Below are 23618 nucleotides of genomic sequence, written 5' to 3' on the forward strand. Positions count from 1 at the left end.
TGGTCCGTGGCCGGGATGGCCTGAGCCGCCGCAGGGCCGCCCGGGTGTCCCGGATCATCTCCCGCACCAGCTCCAGCTCGTACCGGAGCCGGTAGGGCGCAGCGGGGCTTCCCTCCAGCTGAGCGAGGAGGGCCGCTTCCTTCTCCCGGAGCCGGGCCAGGTCGGCCCGGTACTCGTTCTCAGCAGATGTACCGCTCATCCCGCCAGTAGGCCGGGTCGTAGTAATGCCGGACCAGGTCCCCGACCTCCCTCGTCTCCCGGAGCATCTGCCGCAAAAGGGCCAGGTCCCGCTCCGCCGCCCGGCGGCGAGGCTCGTCCAGCTGCGGGATCCGCCCCTCCCGCACCCGGATCTCCACCTTCAACCGGGCGGCCTCCTCTACATAGCGCCCGGACAGCTCTGCCAGTGTCCCCATCATATCCCCTCCTTATATCTCACTGAGATTCTTTTGCTTTATGGTATCTTATTAAGATATTCAGAGTATAACAAATGTTCGATTTCCTGTCAAGATATTTTTTCTTGCTTTTTTGGGGCTGATGGGATACAATACCCCCAAGGTGTATTCTAGTAAGATACTATCGGATTCTGGAAAGGAGTATTTGCCATGACCATGGGCGAGCGCATCAAACAGCTGCGGCTGGCCAAGGGCTTCTCGCAGGAGGAGCTGGGCGCCCGGGTGGGCGTGCAGAAAGCCGCCATCCACAAGTACGAAAACGGCCTGGTCGTCAATCTGAAGCAGGCCACCATCAGTAAGCTGGCCCAGGCGCTGGGCACCACGCCGGGCTATCTGCTGGGCCTGGAGGAGCCCTCCCTCCCCCACTCCGCCCAGCCCTACCACCCCACCCGCTCCATCCCCATTCTGGGGCGCATCGCCGCGGGCCTCCCCATCTACGCGGAGCAGAACATCGAGGGCTATACCTACACCGATCTGAACGGCGGCGCGGAGTACTTCGCGCTGCGGGTGTCCGGAGACAGCATGAACGCCATCGGCATCAACGACGGGTACCTCATCATCGTCCGCCGGCAGGATGAGGTGGAAAACGGCGAGGTGGCGGTGGTGATGGTGGGCAATGAGGACGCCACCGTCAAGCGTTTCTATGCCACCGACAGCACGGTCACCCTTATGCCCCAGTCCACCAACCCCATCCACCAGCCCCAGATCTACGACCCCGCCAAGACCCCCATCCAGGTGCTGGGCAAGGTGGTCAAGGTGGAGTTTTACCTCTAGCCGTTTTTGTCATTGCGTGTCGGGGAAAGGTGTATTATAATGTGTGAGGTATTCCCATTTCTTTATTGAAAACGAGAATCTTTTTTATTGGTTTTTATGGCAGTTCCCCACACTCAACAGGGAGGTCTTTTTATGAAAAAACCCGTTCTCGTCGTGATGGCCGCCGGTATGGGCAGCCGCTACGGCGGACTCAAGCAGCTGGACCCCGTGGGCGCCCATGGTCAGCTCATCGTGGACTATTCCATCTACGACGCACACCGGGCCGGCTTCGACACGGTGGTCTTTGTCATCAAGCCCGAGCTGGAGGAGGACTTCCGCCGGGCCATCGGCGACCGGCTCTCCCGGGTGATGGAGGTGCGCTACGTCTATCAGCGCTCCGATGACCTGCCGGAGGGCTACTCCGTCCCCGAGGGCCGGGTGAAGCCCTGGGGCACCGCCCAGGCCGCCCTGGCCGCCCGGGACGTGGTGGACGGCCCCTTCGCCATCATCAATTCCGACGACTACTACGGCCCCGAGGGGTTCCGGGTCCTCTATGAGTACCTCACCACCCACCCCGACACCGACGAGCACTACTCCTTCGCTATGGTGGGATACCTGCTCAAAAACACCGTCACCGAGTTCGGCCACGTCTCCCGCGGCGTGTGCGTGGCGGACGGAGCCGGGAATCTGGTCAGCGTCACCGAGCACACCCACATCGAGAAGGGCGAGGTCCAGCCCCGCTTCACCGAGGACGGCGGCCAGACCTGGACCGATCTGGACGGGAACACCCTGGTGTCCATGAACCTGTGGGGCTTCACCCGCAGCTATCTGGACGAGGCCTGGGCGCGCTTCCCCGCCTTCCTGGACCAGGCGCTCCAGGAGAATCCCATGAAGGGTGAATACTACCTGCCCGCCGTGGTCAGCCAGCTCATCGCCGAGGGCAAGGCCCAGGTCAAGGTCCTGTCCAGCCACGACAAGTGGTACGGCGTGACCTATCACGAGGATAAGCCCTCCGTGGTGGCCGCTCTGAAGCGGATGACCGAAGAGGGCCTCTATCCCGAGGAGCTCTGGGCCGGGCAGTAAGCCTCCCAAAGGGGCGGTTTTTCCAAGTTTCGGGCGGGACCGCCCAGAGTGAGGGACTAGAATGGAACTAAAACTGGAGCAAAAGCAGATGCAGGTCCTCTCTCCGCAGCTGATCCAGTCCATGGAAGTGCTGCAGATGAGCTCACAGGAGCTGCTGGAATTTGTGGAACACAGCTTGCAGGAGAATCCGGTGCTGGAGGCCGAGGACCACTATGAGCGCCAGCGGGACGACCGGGAGGACCTGCGCCGTCTGGAGTGGCTGGAGAGCAACGACCGGCAGAACCACGTCTATTACCAGCAAGACGACGAAGACCGTCCTCTGGCCCCCTTCGGCGTGGCGGAAAACGACGAGGATACGCTGTACGGGCACCTGCTCTTCCAGCTGCAGGGCCTGCAGGCCCCGGAGCCGGCGGCCACCGCGGCCCGTTTTCTGGCCGAGAGCCTCAACCCCAGCGGCTGGCTGGACGAGACCCTGGAGGAGCTGGGCCGGGCGGCCAACCTCCCGCCGGAGGTCATGGAGGAGGGGTTACGCCTCATCCAATCCCTGGACCCGGTGGGCGTGGGCGCCCGGAACCTGTCGGAGTGCCTGTGCCTCCAGCTACAGCGGAACAACCCCACCGATATGCTGGCCCTGCGCATCGCCCGGGACGGGCTGGAGGCGCTGGCCCGCAATCAGTACGGCCTTCTGGCCCGCCGGATGGGGGCCGATGTGGGCGACGTGCGCGCCGCCTGCGACCGCATCCGCGCCCTGAACCCCCGGCCCGGAGCCGGATTCGCCAGCACGGAGGCCCCCTCGTACATCACGCCGGATCTGCTGGTGGTGGAGCAGTACGACCACTTCGAAGTGGTGCCCAACGACCGCTTCTTTCCCAAGCTGAACCTGAGCGGCACTTATACCCGGATGCTGGAGGAGCAGCCTGACCAGGAGGTGGAGGCCTACCTCACCGACAAGCTGCGCAAGGCCAAGTGGGTCATGTCCGCCATCGAGCAGCGGCAGGCCACCCTGCTCTCCTGCGCCAAGTGCATCCTCCAGCGGCAGGAGCCCTTTTTCCGTCTGGGGCCGGGCCACCTAACCCCCATGCTCCTGTCCGACGTGGCGGCCGAGGTGGGCGTCCATGAGTCCACGGTCAGCCGGGCTATCAAGGACAAATACCTGCAATGCGCCCGGGGCGTATACCCCCTGTGCTACTTCTTTTCCCGCAAGCTGGGCGAGGAGGGCGACGGCGCCACCGCCGACTCCGCCAAAGCCCTGCTGCGCCGCCTGGTGGACGAGGAGGACAAACGCCACCCCCTCTCCGACCAGAAGCTCTGCGAAAAAATGGAGGCCGAGGGCTGTCAAATCTCCCGCCGTACCGTGGCCAAGTACCGGGAGGAGCTGCACATCCCAAACACCTCCGGCCGGAAGCAATACGAATAAAAAAACCTGCGGTTTCTAAGAAACCGCAGGTTTTTTCTTACCGTTTGACCAGGGGGATCTCGGAGCGATCGATGTCGTCCAGGTGGTCGATGTAGCGCCGGGTCTCGCTGGCGATGACGCCGGAGAGGAGCAGCACCGCCACCAGGTTGGGGATGGCCATGAGGGCGTTGAGGATGTCGGCCACCGTCCACAGGACGTTCAGGTCCACCACGGGGCTCACCACCACCACCGCCACGAACACCAGCTTGTAGACCAGCACGGCCTTGGAGCCCAGCAGGTACTGGGCGCAGCGCTCGCCGTAGTAGGACCAGCCCAGGATGGTGGAGTAGGCGAAGGTGATGATGCCGAACACCAGGATCACCGGGCCCAGCACCGGGATCTGGGCAAAGGCGGCGGTGGTCATCTGGCCGCCGTTCTCAATGTGGGCCATATCCACGGCGGGGTTCTTCATCACGGTGGACACCAGCACCAGGCCGGTCATCAGGCACACCACCACGGTGTCCCAGAAGGTGCCGGTAGCGGATACCAGGGCCTGCCGCACGGGGTTGCGTGTCTGGGCGGCGGAGGCCACCAGGGGAGCCGAGCCCAGGCCGGACTCGTTGGAGAAGAGGCCCCGGGCCATACCGGCCTGGGCGGCGGCGATGATGCCGCGGCCCACCAGGCCGCCCGCCACCGCCTGGGGCACGAAAGCCGACTTCACGATGGCCACCACCGCGGGGATCAGGTAGTCGTAATTGATGACCAGAATGGCGATACAGCCCACCACATAGAAGATGGACATGAAGGGCACCAGGCGCTCGCACACCCGGGCGATGGACTGGATGCCGCCCAGGATCACGATGGCGGTCAGCGCGCCGCCCACCACGCCGATGGCGATGCGGGGAATGGACAGGAAGGACAGATTGCCCTCGATGACCTCGGCGATGGCGTTGATCTGGGTGCCGCAGCCGATGCCCAGGGAGGCCACCGCCGCGAAGAGGGCGAAGAGCACGCCCAGCCACTTCATGTTGAGCCCCCGCTCCAGAGCGTACATGGCGCCGCCCTGCATCTTGCCGTCGGGGGTGCGCACGCGGTATTTCACGGCGATGAGGGATTCGCCGTACTTGGTGGCGATGCCGAAGATGCCGGTGATCCAGCACCAGAACACCGCGCCGGGTCCGCCCATGAAGATGGCGGTGCCCACGCCCACGATGTTGCCGGTGCCGATGGTGGATGCCAGCGCGGTGGTGAGGGCCTGGAACTGGCTCACGTCGCCGGGGGCGTCGTCATCCCGGGTCACCGACAGCTTGATGCCGGTGAAGGTCTTGCGCTGGATAAAACCGGTGCGGACCGTCAGGAACAGATGGGTCCCGAAGAGCAGCACCATCATGGGAACGCCCCAGATAAATGAATCCAGCTGCTCTAAAAATTGCACGAATCCCTCCATGGATTCTCCTCCTCTTCGCAAAATGGGTATAAAAGCACCCTGCCGGAGCATTTTGCGCCGGCAGGGCGCTTCTCCGTCATTTTGAGCTACTCAAACGACTCTCTTTCTTTGCCGGAAAACTCAGCCGGGAGGCCAAGTCACCGCAGCGATCCGGAAACATGCCAGTGGCATGTTTCCCGCGCAGGCCCCGGCGGCTATGCCGCCGGGGTTTGCCACGTACGAAGCATTTAGCCCGGAGGCCAGGTCATGTCTCTCCCCGCCAGCACATGGAAGTGCAGGTGATGGACGCTCTGGCCGGCCTGCTCGCCGATGTTGGACACCACACGGTAGCTCTCCAGGCCCAGGTCCTTGGCCACCTTGGCGATGACCGCGAAGATGTGGGCGGCCACGGTGGCGTTCTCCGGGGTGATCTCCGCCACAGAGCCGATGTGGGTCTTGGGGATCACCAGGAAATGGGTGGGCGCCTGGGGGTCGATGTCATAAAAGGCATAGACCGTTTCGTCCTCGTAGACCTTCTTGGAGGGGATCTCCCCCGCCGCGATCTTACAGAACAGACAATCGCTCATGTTGTTACCCTCCTTTTGATGTGGTTTATACGAACTGGTTGCGGTCCCGGTCGTACTGGAATCCTGCGGCGGACAGCGTTTTGCATACCGCCTCAGGGTCAGCCTGGAGGTCGTCGCACAGATCCTCCAGGCTGCCGTACTGGTCCCGCAGCTTGGTGTTCACAACGCTGAAAAGGATAAACGGGTCCTGAGGCAGCATCTTACAGCCCCAGCTTTCCGGCCACGAAGTCGTCCACCTGGGCCAGCGCGTCGTCCAGCTTCAGCAGATCGGAGCCGCCGCCCATGGCGGAGTCGGGCTTGCCGCCGCCCTTGCCGCCGCAGCAGCAGCACACCTGCTTGACCAGGTCGCCGGCCTTCAGGCCCTTGGCCACGGCCTCCTTGCCGCAGACGGCCAGGAAGGTGATCTTCTCGCCGTTGACCGCCGACAGGACCGCCACCACGTTGGGCTGCTTGTCCCGGAGCATGTCGCCCATCTGGCGCAGCTTCTGGGCGTCGGCGTTGGGCAGCGTGGCGGTGAGGACCTTCAGGTCGCCCACGGCGTGGCCGCCCATGAGGAAGCGGTCGGTCTCACCGGCGGCCTCCTTGGCCTTGAACTTCTCCACCATGTGGCGCAGCTCCCGCAGCTCGGCGATGGTCTGCTCGGCCTTCTCCCGCAGCTCGCTGGGCTTGGTCTTGAGGACGGCAGCGGCCTCGAAGAGCTTCTCCTGGTTGCGGTTCATGGTCTCCAGGCTCTTCAGGCCCGTGGTGGCCTCGATGCGGCGCACGCCGGAGGCCACGGAGAACTCGCTGTCGATGTGGAACACGCCCACTTTGGCAGTATTGTCCAGATGGGTGCCGCCGCAGAACTCCACGGACCAGCCGCCCATGTCCACCACGCGGACCACGTCGCCGTACTTCTCGCCGAAGAGGGCGATGGCGCCCTTCTTCTTGGCCTCCTCGATGGGCAGCACATCGGTGTGGACGGGGTAGCCCTCCAGCACGGCGTTGTTCACCAGAGCGGAGACCTTGCCCAGCTCCTCGGCGGTGAGGGCGGAGAAGTGGGTGAAGTCGAAGCGCAGGTAGTCCTCCTCCACCAGGGAGCCGGCCTGATGGACGTGGTCGCCCAGCACGGTGCGCAGGGCCTTGTCCAGCAGGTGGGTGGCGGAGTGGGCGCGCATGACGGCCTTGCGGCGCTCCTGGTCGATGGCGGCGGTGACGGTGTCGCCCAGCTTGAGGACGCCGCCGGTCAGCTTGCCATAGTGCATATACTTGCCGCCCTTGTTCTTCTGCACGTCGTGGACGTGGAACTCCGCGCCGTTGGCGGCGGTGATGACGCCGTGGTCGGCCACCTGGCCGCCCATCTCGGCGTAGAAGGGGGTCTTGTCCAGGACCACGATGCCCTCCACACCGGGCATGAGCTCCTCGGCCTGCTCGTTCTCCACCACCAGGGCCACCACCTTGGCGCCGGCCACGGTCTTCTCGGTGTAGCCCATGAACTCGGTCTCAGGCACGTCCTTGCCGAACTCCACACCGGCCCAGCCCAGGTCGCCCAGGGCCTCGCGGGCCTTCCGGGCGCGGTCCTTCTGCTCCTCCATGAGGGCCTTGAAGCCGTCCTGGTCCACGGTCATGCCCTGCTCCTGCACCATCTCGATGGTCAGGTCGATGGGGAAGCCGTAGGTGTCGTAGAGCTTGAAGGCGTCGGCGCCGGAGAACACGGTCTCGCCCTTTTCCTTGTGGCCGGCCATCATGTCGTCAAAGATCTTCATGCCGCCGTCGATGGTACGGGCGAAGTTCTCCTCCTCGGTGCGGATGACCTTGGTGATATAGTCCTGGCGCTCCCGCAGCTCGGGGTAGTGGCACTCGTTCTCGTGGATGACGGTGTCGCAGACCTCGTACAGGAAGGGGTCATTGACGCCCAGGAGCTTGCCGTGGCGGGCAGCCCGGCGGAGCAGGCGGCGCAGCACGTAACCCCGGCCCTCGTTGGAGGGCAGCACGCCGTCGCAGATCATGAAGGTGGCGGAACGGATGTGGTCGGTGATGACCCGGAGGGACACGTCCTTCTCATGGCTCTCGCCGTAGTGGGCGTGGGTGATCTCGGACACCTTGTTGGTGATGTTCATGACGGTGTCCACGTCGAAGAGGGAGGCCACGTCCTGGCACACGCAGGCCAGGCGCTCCAGGCCCATGCCGGTGTCGATGTTCTTCTGCTTGAGCTCGGTGTAGTGGTTCTCGCCGTCGTTGTCGAACTGGGAGAACACCACGTTCCACACCTCGATATAGCGGTCGCAGTCACAGCCCACGGTGCAGGTGGGCTTGCCGCAGCCCCACTGCTCGCCGCGGTCGTAGTAGATCTCGGAGCAGGGGCCACAGGGACCGGAGCCGTGCTCCCAGAAGTTGTCCTCCTTGCCGAACTTGAAGATGCGCTCGGCGGGGATGCCGATCTCCTCGTTCCAGATGCGGAAGGCCTCCTCGTCGGCGGGGGTGGTCTCGTTGCCGGCGAACACGGAGGGGTACAGGCGGTCGGGCTCCAGACCCACCCACTCGGGGCTGGTCAGGAACTCCCAGGCCCAGTGGATGGCCTCCCGCTTGAAGTAATCGCCGAAGGAGAAGTTGCCCAGCATCTCGAAGTAGGTGCCGTGGCGGGCGGTGTGGCCGATGTTCTCGATGTCGCCGGTGCGGATGCACTTCTGGCAGGTGGTCACACGGTGGCGGGGGGGCTCCTGCTCGCCGGTGAACCAGGGCTTCATGGGCGCCATGCCGCTGTTGATGAGCAGCAGAGAGGCGTCGTTCTGGGGGATGAGGGAAAAGCTGGGCAGGCGGAGATGGCCCTTGGTCTCGAAGAACTTGAGGAACATCTCGCGCAGTTCGTTGACTCCGTACTTCTTGTGCATGGATTCCTGACCTCCAAATTTCTCTGCAACGCAAGAAAAAACCGCCCCTGGCAACTGCCAGGGGCGGAAAGATTCCACGGTACCACCCTGATTATCCCGCCCCGAATCCGGGCGGGCATCTCATGTCGCCCGGTAACGGGGGCGGGGCGGTCTGCTCATCGCAGACGGCTCGGGAGTGGCGCGCGGCTCCGGCGTGGCCGAGGGCTCTCACTCTTCCCTCTCGCTCCTGACCTCCGGGTGCCGCTTAGTTCCGTCAAAGCCTTGCTTGCGTTATTTGATAAAGCGATTATACCACAGTTTTGTCCCTTGTCAACCGCCATTTTTCCCAAAACACCATGCCCAGCAGGAAGGCGCCCGCCGACAGCAGGGCGCAGAACAGGTGCACGAGGAAAAATCCGCCGGGGAGGAAGAGCGCTTCATACCAAGAGAAGGGGAGCAGAAATCCCACCTCTTCCAGGGCGCCCATCACCGGATTGAGGTGGACCAGCAGCCCCTCGTAGAGGAAATAGAGGCTGTAAAAGGGCCCGTCCCACAGGAAGGAGGCCGCCCCGGCGTACACCGTCCCGGCCACCGCCAGAAAGAGGACCCCCTCCTGGACGCTGGGCACAGGCAGGCCCCTCCGGCGGGCCAGCATCGCCCCGGCGGGGATGTGAAGCACCAGTGCGATCACCCACGGCAGCACCAGGGCCAGATCCGAGTAAAAGAAGGTCAGCCCGTTCCACACCAGCCAGAACACCGCCCAGGCCGCCAGGGAGAGGACGGCGGTGCAGACGGCATACCCCTTCAGACGCGCGGGCAAGATCTCGCGCATAACAACCACTCCTTACAGCGTCTCCCGGGCCACCGCGTGGAACTGGCCCCGGGGGATGCACAGTTTCATTTCGGTCCCCTGCTCCGGCTCGGACACGGCGGTGAGCTCCATGCCCAGCCGTCGGCACAGCTTCCGGCACAGATACAGGCCCAGCCCGGTGGACCGGCGGGAGAGTCGGCGGCCATTCTGGCCGGTAAAGCCCTTTTCAAAAATGCGGGGCAGGTCCTCCGGCGGGATGCCCACCCCGTTGTCGGCAACGGTGAGGACCACCGCCTGTTCCTCCTCCCGGCAGCGGAAGGAGAGGACCGGATTTTTCCCGCGGTATTTGACGGCGTTGGAGATGAGCTGGCCCAGGATGAACTCCAGCCACTTGCCGTCGGTGTACACCGCCGCGTCCCACTCCACCGGCTCCACTCGGAAGCCGGCAGCGATGAGGGGCCGGGCCTGCCGGCGCAGGGCGGCGCGCACCACCGCGCTGAGGGAGAGCTCCCGCACCAGGTAGTCCTGCTCCGCCGCGCCGCTGCGGGCGTAGTAGAGGGCCTGCTCCACGTGCTCCTCCAGCCGGAAAAGCTCGTCCTCCAGGGCGTCGGACAGCTCCCCCGGGTGGTTGGCCAGCAGCAGCCGGGCCGAGGCCATGGGGGTCTTGATCTCATGGACCCAGGTCTCCACGTACTCCCGGTACTCCCGGTTATCCCGCCGGGCGGCGGCCACCTGGTCGGCCCGGTCCCGGGCTACCCCTTCCAGGGCGCGGCAAAAGAGCTCCCCCTCCCGGAAGGGGGGCTCGGCGAGGTCATTGGGGAGCAGCCAGATCCGCTCGTCGTCCTCCACGCCCTGGGCCACCTGATCCCAGAAGCTCCGCTTCTCCCCCCAGTCCAGCAGGAGGGGTAGAATAAAGCACAGCAGTAATGCCCCCTCCAGGAACACCACCGCCTGCCACGTCACCCAGAGGGCGCACAGCACCGCTCCGCTCACCGCCAGGGCCAGAACCATGCCCAGCAGCAGCCGCCAGCGGTCCTTCAGATACCGTTTCAGAGACATAGCTGATACCCCTGTCCCCGCCGGGTGCGCAGGCAGTCTTTTAAGCCCAGTTCCTCCAGCTTCTTGCGCAGGCGGGTGACGTTGACGGTGAGGGTATTGTCATCCACGAAGGCGTCGGACTGCCACAGGGCGTCCATGAGGGCCGAGCGGGACACGATGTCCCCCTCCCCTGTCATCAGGCGCTGGAGGATGCGGGCCTCGTTGCGGGTGAGGAGAAGGGATCGTCCCTCATACCGGGCCTCCCCCTGCCCCAGGTCCAGCTCCAACCCGCCCCGTCGCAGGCAGGGGGAGGCGGCGGCCGGGTAGGCCCGCTGGAGGAGCCGGGCCATCCGGGCCAGGAGGATCTGGGGGTGATAGGGCTTGGTGAGGAAGTCGTCCGCCCCCAACTGCACGCTCAAAAGCTCGTCCAGGGGGTTGTCCCGGCTGGTCACCACCATGATGGGGAGCTGGGGCGAGGAGCGGCGAAGCTCGGCGCAGATCTGCTGCCCGTCGCAGCCGGGCAGGTTCAGGTCCAGCAGCACCAGATGGGCCCCGGAGGCGAGGATCTGCTCCGCCACCCCCTCGAAACGGTCAGGAGCGGTGCAGGTGTACCCGCTGCGCTCCAGAAGTGCCGCGAGCTGCACCCGGATGGCGGGCTCATCCTCCACCAGAACGATGTGGAACGACATCAGCCCTGGTCCTTCAGCAGGGCCTCCACCGCGCCTTGGACGTAGTCCACCTCCTCAAAGGTGGTGAAGGGACCGATGGAGAAGCGCACCGTGCCTTGGGGGAAGGTGCCCAGGGTCTGGTGGGCAGTGGGGGCGCAGTGGAGCCCGCAGCGGGTGGCGATGCCGTACTCCTGCTCCAGGCGGAAGGCCATCTCGCCGTCGTCGGCGTGGAGGAAGTGGATGGACACCACGCCGGTATGCATGTCCAGGTTGTCGGTGCCCACCACCCGGATGCCGTCCTCCTCCAGCTCCTTCAGCCGGGCCCAGAGGTGCTTGGCCACCTGGTGCTCCTTCTCCCGGAGAGAAGCGCCCTCCTTCTCCAGATAGGTGAGGGCGGCGTGGAGGCCGTAGATGCCGGGCAGGTTCAGCGTGCCCGCCTCGAAGCGGTCGGGGAGGATGTCGGGCATCTCCAGCTCGTGGGAGAAGCTGCCGGTGCCGCCCGCCACCAGCGGGGTGAGCCGGTGGGCCAGCTCGTCGGTGACCACCATGAGGCCGATGCCCTGGGGGCCCAGCACCGCCTTGTGGCCGGGGAAAGCCAGGCCGTCGATGTGCATGGCCTTCATGTCCACCTCCACCGCGCCCACGGTCTGGGAGCCGTCCACCAGGAAGGGGATGCCCCGCTGGGCGCACAGCTCGCCCACCGCGCCGATGGGCATAACGGTACCGCAGACGTTGGAGGCGTGGGTGAGGATGACGGCGGTGGTGTTGGGGGTCAGCTTCTCCTCCACTTTATCCAGGAGCAGCTCACCCTTGTCGTTGCAGGGGAACCAGTCCACCTCCACCCCCTCCTTCTGGAGCTGGGTGAGGGGGCGCAGGACGCCGTTGTGCTCCATGGGAGAGGTGACCACCCGGTCTCCGGGCTTCAGGAGCCCCTTGATGAGGTAGTTCAGCGAGTGGGTGGAGCCGGGGGTGAAGATCACGTTCCGGGCCCCGGGGCCGTTCACCAGACGGTTGACCTGCTCCCGGGTCTCCAGGGCCAGGGAGGCCGCGTCGTAGGCCGCCTCATAGCCGCCGCGGCCGATGTTGCAGCCCACATTGATGATGTAATCCGCCATTGCCTCCCCCACGCCGGGGGCCTTGGGGTAGGAAGTGGCGCCGTTGTCCATGTACACCTTTCGCATTTCGCTCTCTCCTCACTGTATGTTGTTTAAGACAGGTCGCTTTCCAGGACTGCGGCCAGGGTATGTTTCTCATTCAAAAGGCGGGAGATCAGCCGCCCCACGCTGTTGCCGGTGGCGGCGCTGTCATCCAGGTCCACCCGGGCGCTGGTGCGCTGCCGACCCACCTGGTTGAGGATGGACGCGATGGGCAGCTCTCCGCTGCCGGAGCGGCCGTCCACCTCTCCTTCCCAAAGCCGCCAGCCCGCCTGGCGCAGGGTCTCCAAGGTCTCGTCGGTCCCGTTCTCCACGCAGGCGATGTGGGTCTGGGTCCAGGCCAGGCGCGCCAGAAGGGCGTTGCCCGCCTCCAGCTCCTCCAGGGCGTCCTGGGCGTCGGAGCCGTCCACCAGGAGGCCCACGGTATGGCCCTCCGCCAGCGCCTGGAGCACCAGGTCGGCCCGCGCCTCCAGCTCCGCCGGTCGGAAGAGCACCAGGGCCTGGACGCCCCGCCCGCTCAGGGTCTCCAGAATGTCCGCGCCCGCCTCACCGGTGGTGCAGGACACCGCCAGACGCACCGTCTTGCCCTCCTCCGGCTCCGTGACCGGCTGGGTCGCGGTGGCCGTGGGCGTGGGCGTGACCGGCGGGCGTGGGGTGGTAATGCTGGGCGTGGCGCTGGGGGTCAGGCTGAGAATGTACTTGTTGTACCGGTTCTGCATGAATGAGGCCGACGACTGCTGGAATTTCACGTCGTTGAGCACCGCGTTCTGGTTCTTGATGCGGATGAGCACCCCCGCCGTCCGGGTGGGGATGTAGCTGTACTGAAGGCCGAAGAACTGGCACACACTATAAGCCGGGACATACACCTTGTTGTTGCGCATGACGGCCGACATGTTCTGGGGCTCCTCGTTCTGGTCGATGCAGGTCCCCTGGGTCAGGTTGAAGCACAGCAGGCCGTTGAGGGTAAAGAGGGTCAGGGTGTGTTCCCCGTTGTCCCAGTTCTCCGTGTAGGACACCCCCAGGTCCACGCCGGTGGCATAGCGGTCAAAGGTGGAGTAGGGCACATAGATGGTCCCCCTCACCGAGACGGGCATGTTGGAGGTCACCAGGGCGTCCTCATCCATAAACGTATCGTTGAGGGCCAGCTGGTACACCGTGGGCTCGCTGGCGTCGGCCAGCGGGATCACAAGCACCAGCAGCACGGCGGCCAGCAGACAGGCCGCCCAGGTACGGCGTCTCACGGCGTTTCCTCCCGTTCCTGCGAAAGATCCGGCCCCGCCGCATGGGGGCAAGGCGGTCAGGTCCTATTATAACATGGCGCGAAAAAGAGGTAAAGCAAAAACCGCCCCGGTGGAAACGGGGCGGTTTTCCAATCAATAGCCGTTGACCAGAGCGTCCAGCACCTTGGCGGCCACCGTTCCGGCCACGTCGGCGCCGCTGCCGCCCTCCTCCACCAGGACGATGAAGGCGTAGGGGGCGTCCTCATTGCGGAGGAACCCGGCAAACCAGGCGTTGGGGGCCTTGCCCCCGCCCACCTCGCCGGTGCCCGACTTGGCACAGATGTCCATGTTGGGGAAGCGGCTGGCGCCGTAGGTCTCCGCCACGTTGTTGGCCATCATCTGGGCCAGGGTGGAGGCGGTGGTGCTGTCGATGAGGGTATCGGTGCGGTGGGTGAGCTGGAGCGAGGCGGGCAGCCCGCTGGAGCTCTCGGTCTTGAGGATGATGCGGGGCACCGCGGCCTTGCCGCCGTTTGCCACCGCGCCCATCCACACCATCATGGCGCAGGGGTTGACCAGGTCGTTGCCCTGACCCACGCCGGCCCAGCCCAGGTCGTTTTCCGTGGCGCCGGTGACGTCAAAGGACCCGGCCGCCGACTTGAGGCCGCTGACATTGTAGCGGCTGGTAAGCCCCGCCTTCTCCACATAGGAGCTCAGGGTCTCACCCCCCAGCTCCACCGCCAGCTGGCCGAACACGCCGTTGCAGGAGTTGGCGAACGCACCATAAATGTCCATCTCGCCGTGGGCGTGGGGACAGGTGATGACGCCGTCTCCCACCTGGGTGGAGCCGGTGCAGGTGAAGGTGCGGCTGAAGAGGTCGGGCAGGTTCTCAATGGCGGCGGTGAGGGTGATGGTCTTGAAGATGGACCCGGGCACAAAGGTGCCGGAGAGGAAACGGTTGAGGTACACGCCGTCGTACCGCTCGTCCCCGTCCTCGATGACCGGCGGGTCCAGAGGGTCGTAGGTGGGCGAGGAGACCATGCACAGGATCTCCCCCGTCTCGTAGTTGTACACCCCCACCGCGCCCTTTTTGCCCCCCAGGGCCTCATAGGCGATGTAGTTGAGGCGGGCGTCCAGGGTGAGGTAGAGGTCGTTTCCGGTGCCGGTGAGGCTGTACGCCCCGGTGATGAGGTTGTAGCCCGAGAGCTGGTCGGCGAAGGCCACCAGCGCGCCGGTGCCGATCTTGCCCTGGGCGTCGCCCACCGCGTGGAGGGTGGCCTTGCGCACCGTGGCGTTGTCGTAGTAGCAGCGGTTGCCGTTCTCATCCGGCCAGGACAGCAGGTCCCCGTCCCGGTCCAGGATGCGCCCCACCGCCAGCTGGCCCTGGCTGTTGTAGAGGTGCCGGTTGGCGGCAAAGGAGGCCCACTTGCCCCCGAAGCGCAGGTACTGGATCACATAGATCCCCAGTCCCAGCAGCATGGCCGCCACCAGAAAGAGGCACACCACCGCTCGTTTTTCGATTTTCCGCATGGTTTCCTCCTTATTCGGTCCACTCGTCCCCGTCCAGGTCGGTCAGGGGCGCGCCCTCCTCCGTGCGGCGGGAGAGGGGGTCGTTCTGCCGCTCCCGCCGTTTATCCGGCAGGCGGATGGCGAAGCTGGCGTTCTGCCGGGTGTCGGTGGCCTTCAAAAAGGCCAGCAGCCCCCAGGACCCCAGCATGGACGAGCCGCCGTTGGAGACAAAGGGGAAGGTGACGCCGGTCAGGGGCAGAATATCCATGGCGCCCAGCACGTTGAGGGCGGTCTGGAACACCATCATGGACGTGGCGGCGCAGGCGGCGATGAGGTAGAAGCTGGACCGGCTGGCCCGGCAGGCCCGCACAGCGAACACCGCCAGCGTGACGATGCAGCACACCGCCAGGATGCCGATGATCAGGCCCCACTCCTCACAGAGCATGCCGAACACCAGGTCGGTATCGGCGGCGGCCACGTTGTGGAGCCAGCCCTCTCCAGCTCCCACGCCCACCAGGCCGCCGGAGGCGGCGGCGGACATGCACCGAGTCTGCTGGAAGCCGGTGTTGGAGGCGTCCTCCCACACATGGCCCCAGGTGGCGAAGCGCCGGAGGATGTAGGGCTTCATGCTGAAGAGGACGAAGGCCCCGAACACCGCTCCGCCGCAGATGAGGGACAGGGTGGCCCAGTCTCCCGAGCGGAGGTAGGCGATGACCAGGAAGGTGACGAAGAAGATGGCGGCGGTGCCGAAGTCGCTCATCAGGGCGAGGCACCCCATGGATACGCCGGTGAGCACGATAAAGAGGCCCAGGTTCCGCTTGCGGAAGAGCCGCTCCAGACTGGCCGAGCCGGCGAAGATGTAGCAGATCTTGGCGATCTCCGAGGGCTGGAAGGAGATGCCCCCGATGCTGATCCAGTTGGCCGCGCCATACTTGATGTTGCCGATGACCAGCGTGATGCCCAGCAGCACGATGGCCGCCCCGGCCATGAGCCAGCGGATCTTTCGGGCCCGCTCCAGGTCCCGGAGGAACACCCCCAGCACCAGGAAGAGCACCAAACCCAGCACCATGGCCACGAGCTGTTTGAAGAGGGCCTGGGGCGCGGAAGAGGCGGTCACCGCTAACGAGAGGGTGCAGAGGAAAAAGGCGATGAGCTCCATCTCAAAGCCCACCCGGCGCAGGCAGCGCAGCAGGAGGAAGTAGACCCACATCACGCCCGTGAGGCACCAGAAGGAGAGGGGCAGAAAGACGTCTGCCTCGCCCTCGGCGGCCACCACCAGCTGCATGGCGGTGAGGAGCTGGAAGGCGGTCAGCAGGATCAACGGTCCCCAGGGGGAGGCGGGGCGCTCCAGCACCCGGCGGCGCTTGCGGCGGTCCTCCTGCTCCTCGGCGGACACCGGGAGAAGCACCGTCTCCACGCCGCCCAGGCTCACCACGTCGCCGAAAAAGACGCTGGCGCTCCCCTCCACTTCCCGTCCGTTGACCAGAACGCCCCCCTTGGAGCCCAGGTCATGGACGGTCCAGCTGTCGTCGTCCCCCCGGATGAGGGCGGCGTGCTGGCGGGAGACTACGGGGTAATTGAGTACCACATCACAGGAATTGCCCCGCCCCAGGATGTTCTCCCAGTGGGTCAGGGGCTCGCTGGCCCCGTTGGGGAGGGTGAGATAGGCCCACACCTCGGGCAAATGCTTTACCCGCCACATCGAGCGGATGGCCCCGGCCAGGATGGCGATGGCCAGCAGCGGGAAGAGAAAGCGCACGATGGTCGTATACCAGGCCGCGATCTGCGGATATTCGGCCGGAAAGGACAAAAAAGCCTCCAAAGGCGCGCTGAGAAACATGGGAAGCGATTCCACGGCATCCCCTCCTTTCCCACTCAGTATAACACAGATTCCCGTCGGCGCAAGTGCGCCTTGCCGGTGCGGCCACGCTTGAGCCGGTAAAAATTGCATGGAACCGCGGCGTTTGAAGGGCCACGGCTCCGGACAAGCTAGGGTTACTTTTTGAGCAAAGGGGCGCAGAACATGAATCACCGTCCACTCAGCCGCCGCCAGATCCGGGCGGTCACCTTCCTGGCCGCGGGGGGCGTGGTCCTGGGGGGCTATGCCCTCCAGGGGCAGCTCCGGGCCGCCGCCAGCGAGGCCCTGCTGGCCCAGCACTATGAGTACGCCTTCTCCGAGCTCGCCACCGCCGTGGACGAGCTGGACACCACCCTGCAAAAGAGCCTGTATGCCACCTCCACCAGCCTCTTCTCCACCCTGTGTTCCCAGGTCTTTCAGGAGGCCCTGTCCGCCCAGACCGCCCTGGGAGCCCTCCCCTACGGCAACATAGAGCTGGAACAGACCGCCGCCTTTCTGGCCAAGACCGGAGATTACGCTCTGTCCCTGTCCCGGAGCGGGGAATCCGAGCTGACGGAAGAACAGCGGGAGAGCTTTACCGCCCTCTCGGAGCGTGCCAGCGCCCTCTCCGCCGCCCTGGACTCCCTCCAGAGCGACCTGTATGCCGGTACCGCCACGCTGGAGAACCTGGAGGCCGTGGAGGAGCGGCTGTCCCGGGCGGTGGAGGACGGCGGCGACGTGCTGGCCGGGTCGTCCTATCAGGACATCGAGGAGGGCTGCTCGGACCTGCCCACCCTCATCTACGACGGCCCCTTCTCCGACCACCTGGTCAACGCCTCCCCCAAGTGCCTGGAGGGGTTGACAGAGGTGACCCGGGATGAGGCCCGGGCAAAGGCCGCCGCCTTTTTTGACCTCTCCCCCACCCTCTTCACCCCCGCCGCCGAGAGCTCCGGCGCCCTCCCCACCTACGGCTTCTCCGCCGTGGCCGATGGAGGCGAGCTGTGGGTGGAGGTGACCAAGACCGGCGGTCAGGTCCTGCAGGTCCTCAACTCCCGCTCGGTGGGTCCGGCCCAGCTGAGCCACGAGGAGGGCGTCGCCAAGGCCGTCGCCCTTCTGGAGCGGCTGGGCATCCCCGGCATGGAGGCCACTTACTCCATGGAACAGGGCGGGCGGCTCACCGTCAATTTCGCCTACACCCAGGACGGCGTGCGGTGCTACCCCGACCTCATCAAGGTGACCATCGCGCTGGACAACGGCGCGGTGGTGGGGTATGAGGCCCACAACTACCTGATGAACCACACCGCCCGGACGCTGACCGCCCCCGCCGTCTCCGCCGAGACGGCCCAGGGCAAGGTGGGCGGGGAGCTCACCATCCTCTCCCACCGTCTGGCCCTCACCCCCACCGCCGGAAAGGGCGAGGTGCTCTGCCACGAGTTCCAGTGTGAGGACGCCGAGGGGCGGCACTGCCTCATCTACGTCAACGCCCAGACCGGAGAACAGGAGCAGATCCTGCTGCTCCTCGAGGACGAGAGCGGCACCCTGGTGCAGTGAATGAAAACGCAAAGCGGGCCCGCGCCGATTGGCGCGGGCCCGCAATGTGTTGCAGGGATGTTTGCTTATTTCAGCCGGGCGGGCTCCTCCTCGCCCTTGGTGATGCGCACCACCACGCCGGACAGGGCCAGCAGCGCGATCAGGTTGGGCAGCGCCATCACCGCGTTGAAGAAGTCGGACAGGTTCCACACCAGACCCACCTTCATCAGGGAGCCGATGACCACGCAGATGATGACCAGGACGGAGTAGACCTTCACGGCCTTCACGCCGAAGAGGTACTTCACGTTCTGCTCGCCGAAGAAGTACCAGCCGATGATGGTGGAGAAGGCGAAGAAGAACAGGCAGATGGCCACGAACATGCTGCCCACATTCTGGCCCAGCAGGGTGCTGAACGCCATCTGGGCCAGGGAGTCGGCCATGCTGTCGTCGCCGGTGTAGCCCGCGTTCACGCCGGTGGTCAGGATGACCAGGGCGGTGAGGGTCAGCACCACGAAGGTGTCGATGAACACGCAGACCATGGCGATGTGGCCCTGATCCTGGGGCTTCTCCACCTTGGCCATGGCGTGGGCGTGGGGGGTGGAGCCCAGGCCGGCCTCGTTGGAGAAGAGGCCGCGGGCCACGCCGTAGCGCACCGCCTGCATCATGCCGATGCCGATGCCGCCGCCCACGATGGCCTCGGGGTCAAAGGCGCCCACGAAGATGTCGCGGATGACGCCGGGGATGGTGGTGATGTTGAAGAGAATGACGATGACGCTGCCGATCAGGTAGCAGATGGCCATCACGGGGACCAGCTTCTCGGTGACGGAGGCGATGCGCTTCACGCCGCCCATGAAGATGAAGGCGGCCACCACAGCCAGGACCACGCCCACGGCCAGGGGAGGCACGTGGAAGGCGGTGGCAAAGGCGCTGCTGATGGCGTTGGCCTGCACCATGTTGCCCATCAGGCCCAGGGCCAGGATGATGGCCACGGAGAAGAAGCCGGCCAGGAACTTACCGAACGCGCCCTTGAACGCGGCGCGGATGTAGTACACGGGGCCGCCGATGACGTTGCCGTCCTCGTCGCGGGTCTTGAACTTCTGGGCCAGCACGGCCTCGGAGTAGATGGTGGCCATGCCCAGGAAGGCCGCCACCCAGACCCAGAACACCGCGCCGGGGCCGCCCAGCAGGATGGCGGTGGCGCAGCCGACGATGTTGCCGGTGCCCACCTGGGCGGCGATGGAGGTGGCAGCGGCCTGGAAGGAGCTCATGCCGTCCTTGTCCGCCTTTTTACCGGAAAGGCTGAATCCACCGAACATGCTCCGCCAGCCGGTACCGAACTTCCGGATCTGGACGAAGCCCAGCCGGATGGTCAGGTACAGTCCGGTGCCCACCAGGACGAACAGCAGAATGCTGTTCCACACAAAGTCGGCCGCGTTGCCGGCCCACACAGTCAAAGTATCGATGAATGCTTGCATCACAAATTCCTCCCTTATGTCCCCTTCCGGGGCGCTTACGATCCTTTGGGAGAGGCCCAACACACCTTCGCCCCGTCCCGTTGTCTCTTCAGCTTCTTCCCCCATGCACCTCCCGAACGAAAAATAGGCCAAACCGTTCGGTCTGGCCCTGTCACCCATTTCAGGCGGGTCTCCCCCGCCGGGGCGTCCACTCTGTCCTTTTGCCTGAGAGATCGGGAGGTCCTCCTCCCTACACCTTCGGCCCCCGCACACGGCGGGCTTCTCCAGAGCCACGCTCCGTTCTGTCCTCACATGGCACACACCACAGCGGATCGCTTTCCTTAAGCAAATCCTAAAGCCATTTGCAGAACGGACATTTCCGATATTCCCATGTCGTGCTATTATCATAGACCATATTAAGCCATTCGTCAAGCAAAAAATTTCTGAGTCATTGTGAAATCCATGTGATTTATTTCGTTCCCTTTCGAACTTAGGGGTGTACTTTTTCCTTTTTCCCGCTTTCCGCGCGTCCTTACAAGAGAGACAGTAAGAAAGACAGACCCGAAGGTCAATCCCATATTCAGGGCTCGATCTTCGGGTCTGAGACAGTTTTTTACATCTTTTCCGGGGCGTTGACGCCGATGAGGGCCAGGCAGTTGGCGATGACCAGACGCACGGTATCGGCCAGCTTCAGCCGGGCGGAGAGGACCTCGGGGGCCTCGCCGCGGATGTAGCAGGCGTTGTAGAAGCGGTGGAAATCGCCGGCCAGGGCCAGCAGATAGCGGTTGATGTGGCTGGGGTCGTAATCCCGCACGGCCAGATGGATCTCCTCGGGGAGCTGGGCCAGGTTCTTCACCAGGGCCTTCTCCTCGGGGGTGGTGAAGATGGATGCGTCCACGTCGGCGGCGGCGGGGACAGCGGCGCCCTCCTCGGCCAGACGGGCCACCAGAGAGCAGATGCGGGCGTGGGCGTACTGGACATAGTACACCGGGTTCTCGCTGTCCTCCCGGACGGCCAGGTCCAGGTCGAAGTCCACCGGGCTGGTGGCGGCGCGGGAGTTGAAGAAGTACCGGGCGGCGTCCACGCTCACCTCGTCCAGCAGGTCGTAGAGGGCGATGGCCTTGCCGGAGCGCTTGGACATACGCACGGGCTTGCCGTCCTGGAGGAGGTTCACCAGCTGCATCAGCACCACCACCAGGCGGTGGGAGCCGTCCAGGCCCAGGCCGTCCAAGGCCGCCTGGAGGCGGGCCACATGGCCGTGGTGGTCGGCGCCCCAGATGTTGATGGCCAGGTCAAAATTCCGCTTCTCCAGCTTGTTGCGGTGGTAGGCGATGTCGGCGGCAAAGTAGGTGTAGAAGCCGTTGGCCCGGCGGAGCACATCGTCCTTCAGGTCCAGCTTGTCCACCTGCTCCTGGGTCTTGCCCTCGGCGAGGAACTTCTTCTTCAGCAGCTCGGTGGTGTTGAGCCACAGGGCCCCGTCCTTCTCATAGGTCCAGCCGTGGTCGGCCAGCATGCCCACCGTCTCGGCCACATAGCCGCTGTTGTGGAGCTCGGACTCGAAGAACCACTGGTCGTACTCGATCTGATAGCGGGACAGATCCGCCTTCATCTTGGGGATGTTCACTTCCAGGCCGTAGGCGCTCATGTCCTCCAGCCACTTCTCCTCGGGAGCGTCCTTGTAGGCGTCGCCGTGGGCCTCATAGAAGCCCTGGGCCAGCTCCTTGATGTCGTCGCCGTGGTAGCCGCTCTCGGGGAACTCGAAGTTCTCCTCCCCCAGGAGGATCTGCATGTAGCGGGCGTGGATGGACTCGGCAAACTTGTGGATCTGGTTGCCGGCGTCGTTGACGTAGAACTCCTTCCAGGTGTCGAAGCCCGCGCGCTTCAGGACGTTGGCCAGGGAGTCGCCCAGCACGCCGCCGCGGGCGTTGCCCATGTGCATGGGGCCGGTGGGGTTGGCGGAGACGAACTCCACCATCACTTTTTTACCCTTGCCCTCGTCGCTCTTGCCGTACTCCATGCCCTCGGTCTCGATGTCGCGGAGAACCTCGCCGTACCACTTGGAGCCCATGAAGAAGTTCAGGAAGCCGGGGCCGGCGATCTCGGCCCGCTCAAAATAGCTCCCCTCCAGGTCCAGATGCTCCACGATGATCTGGGCGATCTGCCGGGGGGCCTTGTGCATGGCCTTGGCGCCCGCCATGGCGAAGGAGGAGGCGTAGTCGCCGTTCTTCACATCCTTGGGGATCTCCACGGTGGCCTTGACCTCCACGCCGGCGGGGAGAAGCCCCTCGGCGGCGGCCTTTTCGTAGGCGGACTGAGTGAGGGCGGACACCTGTTCCCGGGCCGCCTGGATCAAATTGGACATAGTTCGTTCCCTCTTATCTGTTCAGAATCTGGGAGGCGCTATCCCGCTTGGCCTCCCGCACTTGGATCTCAAAGGTATTCATACCGGTGACGGCGTGGTCGATCTCCACGTCGTAGGCGATGCGGATCTTGCCCCCCCGCTCGCCCATGTGGGCCTCCATCTCCCGGGTGTTCACCCCCACCGACAGCGCCCCATAGGGGGTGTTGTACATGGACAGGTGCCGCCGGCCCTGCTCAAAGACCATCTGGGAGTTGAACTCCCCCAGGCGCAGCAGGGTGATGCGGTCCTTCTCGATCTGGAAGGTGGTGAGTGTCCCCTCCAGGCCGGTGACCTCGCTCTCCTGGTAGCTGAGAGTATAGCCGGCCTCGCCGTCGGACTCCAGACGCCCCTCGGTGACCAGCTCGATGGTCTCCTCCTCCTGCTCCGGGTTGGTCTGCACCCCTTTGATGGAAATGATGACGTTGTTTTCGCTCATGCTTCCGCTACCTCTTTGCGCTGAATTACAAGTAGCAACTATTATATATGGGAGAAAGGGCGCTGTAAAGCCCTTTTTCCCCGGCGCTCACACAGCGTGGTTGCGGATGCCCAGGCGGTGGTTGAGGATCTCCTTCTCGATGTCCACCTGCTGGACCTGTCCGGCCACCTCCTCCTGGAGGAAGGCGGTGGCCAGCCGGGCGAAGTCGTCCACCGTGTCGCTGACGAAGTAGCGGGCGCTCCCCTTGTCCCGCTGGGCCAGGGCGTCGTCCTCGGTGAGCCGCCGGGCCACCGCCCGGGCCCCCTCGCCTCCGGCGCTGATGAGGGCCACATCGGGGCCCATGAAGTCCCCGATGACCTCCCCCAGCAGGGGGTAGTGGGTGCAGCCCAGCACCAGGGTGTCCACCCCCGCCTCTTTCAGCGGCGCAAGGTACTCGGCCACCACCGTCTCGATGACCACGTCCCCCCGGTGGATGCGCCCGTTCTCCACCAGCGGCACGAACAGGGGGCAGGCCTTGGCAAACACCTGAGCCTCCGGGTTTTCCCGGGCAATGTAGCGCTCATAGGCCCCCGAGCGGATGGAGGCCTGGGTGGCGATGAGACCGATCTTCCCGTTGCGGGTGGAACCGGCCGCCGCCACCGCCGCCGGCTCCACCACCCCCAGGATGGGGATGGGGTTTTCGGCCGACAGCAGGTCCAGCGCCGTGGTGGACACGGTGCCGCAGGCGATCATAATGGCCTTCAGATCAAAGGTACGCAAAAACGCCACGTCCTGCTGGGCGTATTTGATGATGGTATCCTTGGAGCGGCTGCCGTAGGGCACCCGCCCGGTGTCTCCGAAATAGACGATGTCCTCCCCGGGCAGCAGGCGCTTGAGCTCCCGCACCGCGGTGAGCCCCCCCAGCCCTGAGTCGAACACGCCGATGGGTTTCTGGTCCAAAATTCGGTCCCTCCCGGCCGTCTCCGGCCTGTCGTTTTCCGGCGGAGCTTCCGCCCCGCCCGGCCGCCCCGGTGCGGG

General features: G+C 65.0%; 21 protein-coding genes and 1 riboswitch. Of the genes, 4 read left to right on the top strand and 17 right to left on the bottom strand.

The genetic code is table 11. The annotated features are described in order from the left end of the window. On the bottom strand, window positions 1–199 hold a 199-nt coding region (locus tag B5G43_RS06575; protein ID WP_143382840.1), incomplete at its 3' end, for a hypothetical protein. After that, the gene (locus tag B5G43_RS06580; RefSeq protein ID WP_087259679.1) at window positions 180–413 is read right to left on the bottom strand and encodes a hypothetical protein; all 234 of its coding nucleotides are present in this window, start codon (window positions 411–413) and stop codon (window positions 180–182) included. The genes B5G43_RS06580 and B5G43_RS06575, both read right to left, overlap by 20 nt. A 189-nt stretch (window positions 414–602) precedes the next feature. Here B5G43_RS06580 and B5G43_RS06585 point away from each other — a divergent pair, with 189 nt between their 5' ends. From B5G43_RS06585 to rpoN, 3 genes are all read left to right on the top strand, one after another. After that, entirely contained in the window at window positions 603–1226 is a 624-nt protein-coding gene (locus tag B5G43_RS06585; RefSeq protein ID WP_087259680.1) for a LexA family transcriptional regulator, read from the top strand. A gap of 132 nt (window positions 1227–1358) precedes the next feature. After that, window positions 1359–2288: a sugar phosphate nucleotidyltransferase gene (locus tag B5G43_RS06590; protein ID WP_087259681.1), complete on the top strand. Its 930-nt coding sequence runs from the start codon at window positions 1359–1361 to the stop codon at window positions 2286–2288. 61 nt (window positions 2289–2349) lie between these two features. Further along, entirely contained in the window at window positions 2350–3705 is a 1356-nt protein-coding gene (gene rpoN / locus B5G43_RS06595) for an RNA polymerase factor sigma-54 (RefSeq protein ID WP_087259682.1), read from the top strand. Window positions 3706–3742: 37 nt separating this feature from the next. Here the strand turns inward: rpoN and B5G43_RS06600 are convergent, their stop codons facing one another. The 11 genes from B5G43_RS06600 to B5G43_RS06650 all read right to left on the bottom strand — a co-directional run bounded on the left by B5G43_RS06600 (window position 3743) and on the right by B5G43_RS06650 (window position 16753). Beyond that, the gene (locus tag B5G43_RS06600) at window positions 3743–5131 is read right to left on the bottom strand and encodes a sodium:alanine symporter family protein (protein ID WP_087259683.1); all 1389 of its coding nucleotides are present in this window, start codon (window positions 5129–5131) and stop codon (window positions 3743–3745) included. A 227-nt stretch (window positions 5132–5358) separates the two neighbouring features. Further along, window positions 5359–5697: a histidine triad nucleotide-binding protein gene (locus tag B5G43_RS06605; RefSeq protein WP_087259684.1), complete on the bottom strand. Its 339-nt coding sequence runs from the start codon at window positions 5695–5697 to the stop codon at window positions 5359–5361. A 25-nt stretch (window positions 5698–5722) separates the two neighbouring features. Beyond that, window positions 5723–5896 (bottom strand): DUF4250 domain-containing protein, encoded by a 174-nt coding sequence (locus B5G43_RS06610; RefSeq protein WP_087259685.1) that lies wholly within the window; start codon window positions 5894–5896, stop codon window positions 5723–5725. A gap of 1 nt (window position 5897) precedes the next feature. Further along, entirely contained in the window at window positions 5898–8567 is a 2670-nt protein-coding gene (gene alaS / locus B5G43_RS06615; RefSeq protein ID WP_087259686.1) for an alanine--tRNA ligase, read from the bottom strand. Between the two features lie 286 nt (window positions 8568–8853). Next, window positions 8854–9378, bottom strand: coding sequence for a hypothetical protein (locus B5G43_RS06620; RefSeq protein WP_087259687.1), 525 nt, complete (start codon window positions 9376–9378; stop codon window positions 8854–8856). 12 nt (window positions 9379–9390) lie between these two features. Continuing rightward, window positions 9391–10416: a sensor histidine kinase gene (locus B5G43_RS06625; protein ID WP_087259688.1), complete on the bottom strand. Its 1026-nt coding sequence runs from the start codon at window positions 10414–10416 to the stop codon at window positions 9391–9393. Next, complete coding sequence (locus tag B5G43_RS06630; protein ID WP_087259689.1) at window positions 10407–11084, bottom strand: response regulator transcription factor; 678 nt, start codon at window positions 11082–11084, stop codon at window positions 10407–10409. The genes B5G43_RS06625 and B5G43_RS06630 overlap by 10 nt, the downstream gene beginning before the upstream one ends. After that, complete coding sequence (locus B5G43_RS06635) at window positions 11084–12244, bottom strand: aminotransferase class V-fold PLP-dependent enzyme (RefSeq protein WP_087259690.1); 1161 nt, start codon at window positions 12242–12244, stop codon at window positions 11084–11086. The genes B5G43_RS06630 and B5G43_RS06635 overlap by 1 nt, the downstream gene beginning before the upstream one ends. A 26-nt stretch (window positions 12245–12270) precedes the next feature. Continuing rightward, entirely contained in the window at window positions 12271–13458 is a 1188-nt protein-coding gene (locus tag B5G43_RS06640; RefSeq protein ID WP_087259691.1) for a hypothetical protein, read from the bottom strand. A 132-nt stretch (window positions 13459–13590) separates the two neighbouring features. Continuing rightward, window positions 13591–14964 carry a penicillin-binding transpeptidase domain-containing protein gene (locus B5G43_RS06645; RefSeq protein ID WP_087259692.1) on the bottom strand — a complete coding sequence of 458 codons (1374 nt, stop codon included), beginning with the start codon at window positions 14962–14964 and terminating at the stop codon, window positions 13591–13593. A 10-nt stretch (window positions 14965–14974) separates the two neighbouring features. After that, window positions 14975–16753, bottom strand: coding sequence for an FtsW/RodA/SpoVE family cell cycle protein (locus B5G43_RS06650; protein WP_343214397.1), 1779 nt, complete (start codon window positions 16751–16753; stop codon window positions 14975–14977). 213 nt (window positions 16754–16966) lie between these two features. On the opposite strand from B5G43_RS06650, the gene B5G43_RS06655 reads away from it, so the two are divergent. Next, complete coding sequence (locus B5G43_RS06655) at window positions 16967–18331, top strand: PepSY1/2 domain-containing protein (protein WP_087259694.1); 1365 nt, start codon at window positions 16967–16969, stop codon at window positions 18329–18331. A 65-nt stretch (window positions 18332–18396) separates the two neighbouring features. Here the strand turns inward: B5G43_RS06655 and B5G43_RS06660 are convergent, their stop codons facing one another. From B5G43_RS06660 to murI, 4 genes are all read right to left on the bottom strand, one after another. After that, window positions 18397–19785, bottom strand: a complete 1389-nt coding sequence (locus B5G43_RS06660; RefSeq protein WP_087259695.1) for a sodium:alanine symporter family protein — start codon at window positions 19783–19785, stop codon at window positions 18397–18399. A gap of 182 nt (window positions 19786–19967) precedes the next feature. After that, a riboswitch (glycine riboswitch) is annotated at window positions 19968–20062 on the bottom strand. 315 nt (window positions 20063–20377) lie between these two features. Continuing rightward, entirely contained in the window at window positions 20378–22126 is a 1749-nt protein-coding gene (argS, locus tag B5G43_RS06665) for an arginine--tRNA ligase (RefSeq protein WP_087259696.1), read from the bottom strand. A 13-nt stretch (window positions 22127–22139) separates the two neighbouring features. Next, window positions 22140–22601 carry a DUF1934 domain-containing protein gene (locus tag B5G43_RS06670; protein ID WP_087259697.1) on the bottom strand — a complete coding sequence of 154 codons (462 nt, stop codon included), beginning with the start codon at window positions 22599–22601 and terminating at the stop codon, window positions 22140–22142. Between the two features lie 87 nt (window positions 22602–22688). Beyond that, window positions 22689–23540 carry a glutamate racemase gene (gene murI, locus B5G43_RS06675; RefSeq protein ID WP_087259698.1) on the bottom strand — a complete coding sequence of 284 codons (852 nt, stop codon included), beginning with the start codon at window positions 23538–23540 and terminating at the stop codon, window positions 22689–22691. Between the last annotated feature and the right edge of the window lie 78 nt (window positions 23541–23618).

The organism is Flavonifractor sp. An92 (assembly GCF_002159175.1).
Lineage (GTDB): Bacteria > Bacillota > Clostridia > Oscillospirales > Oscillospiraceae > Pseudoflavonifractor_A.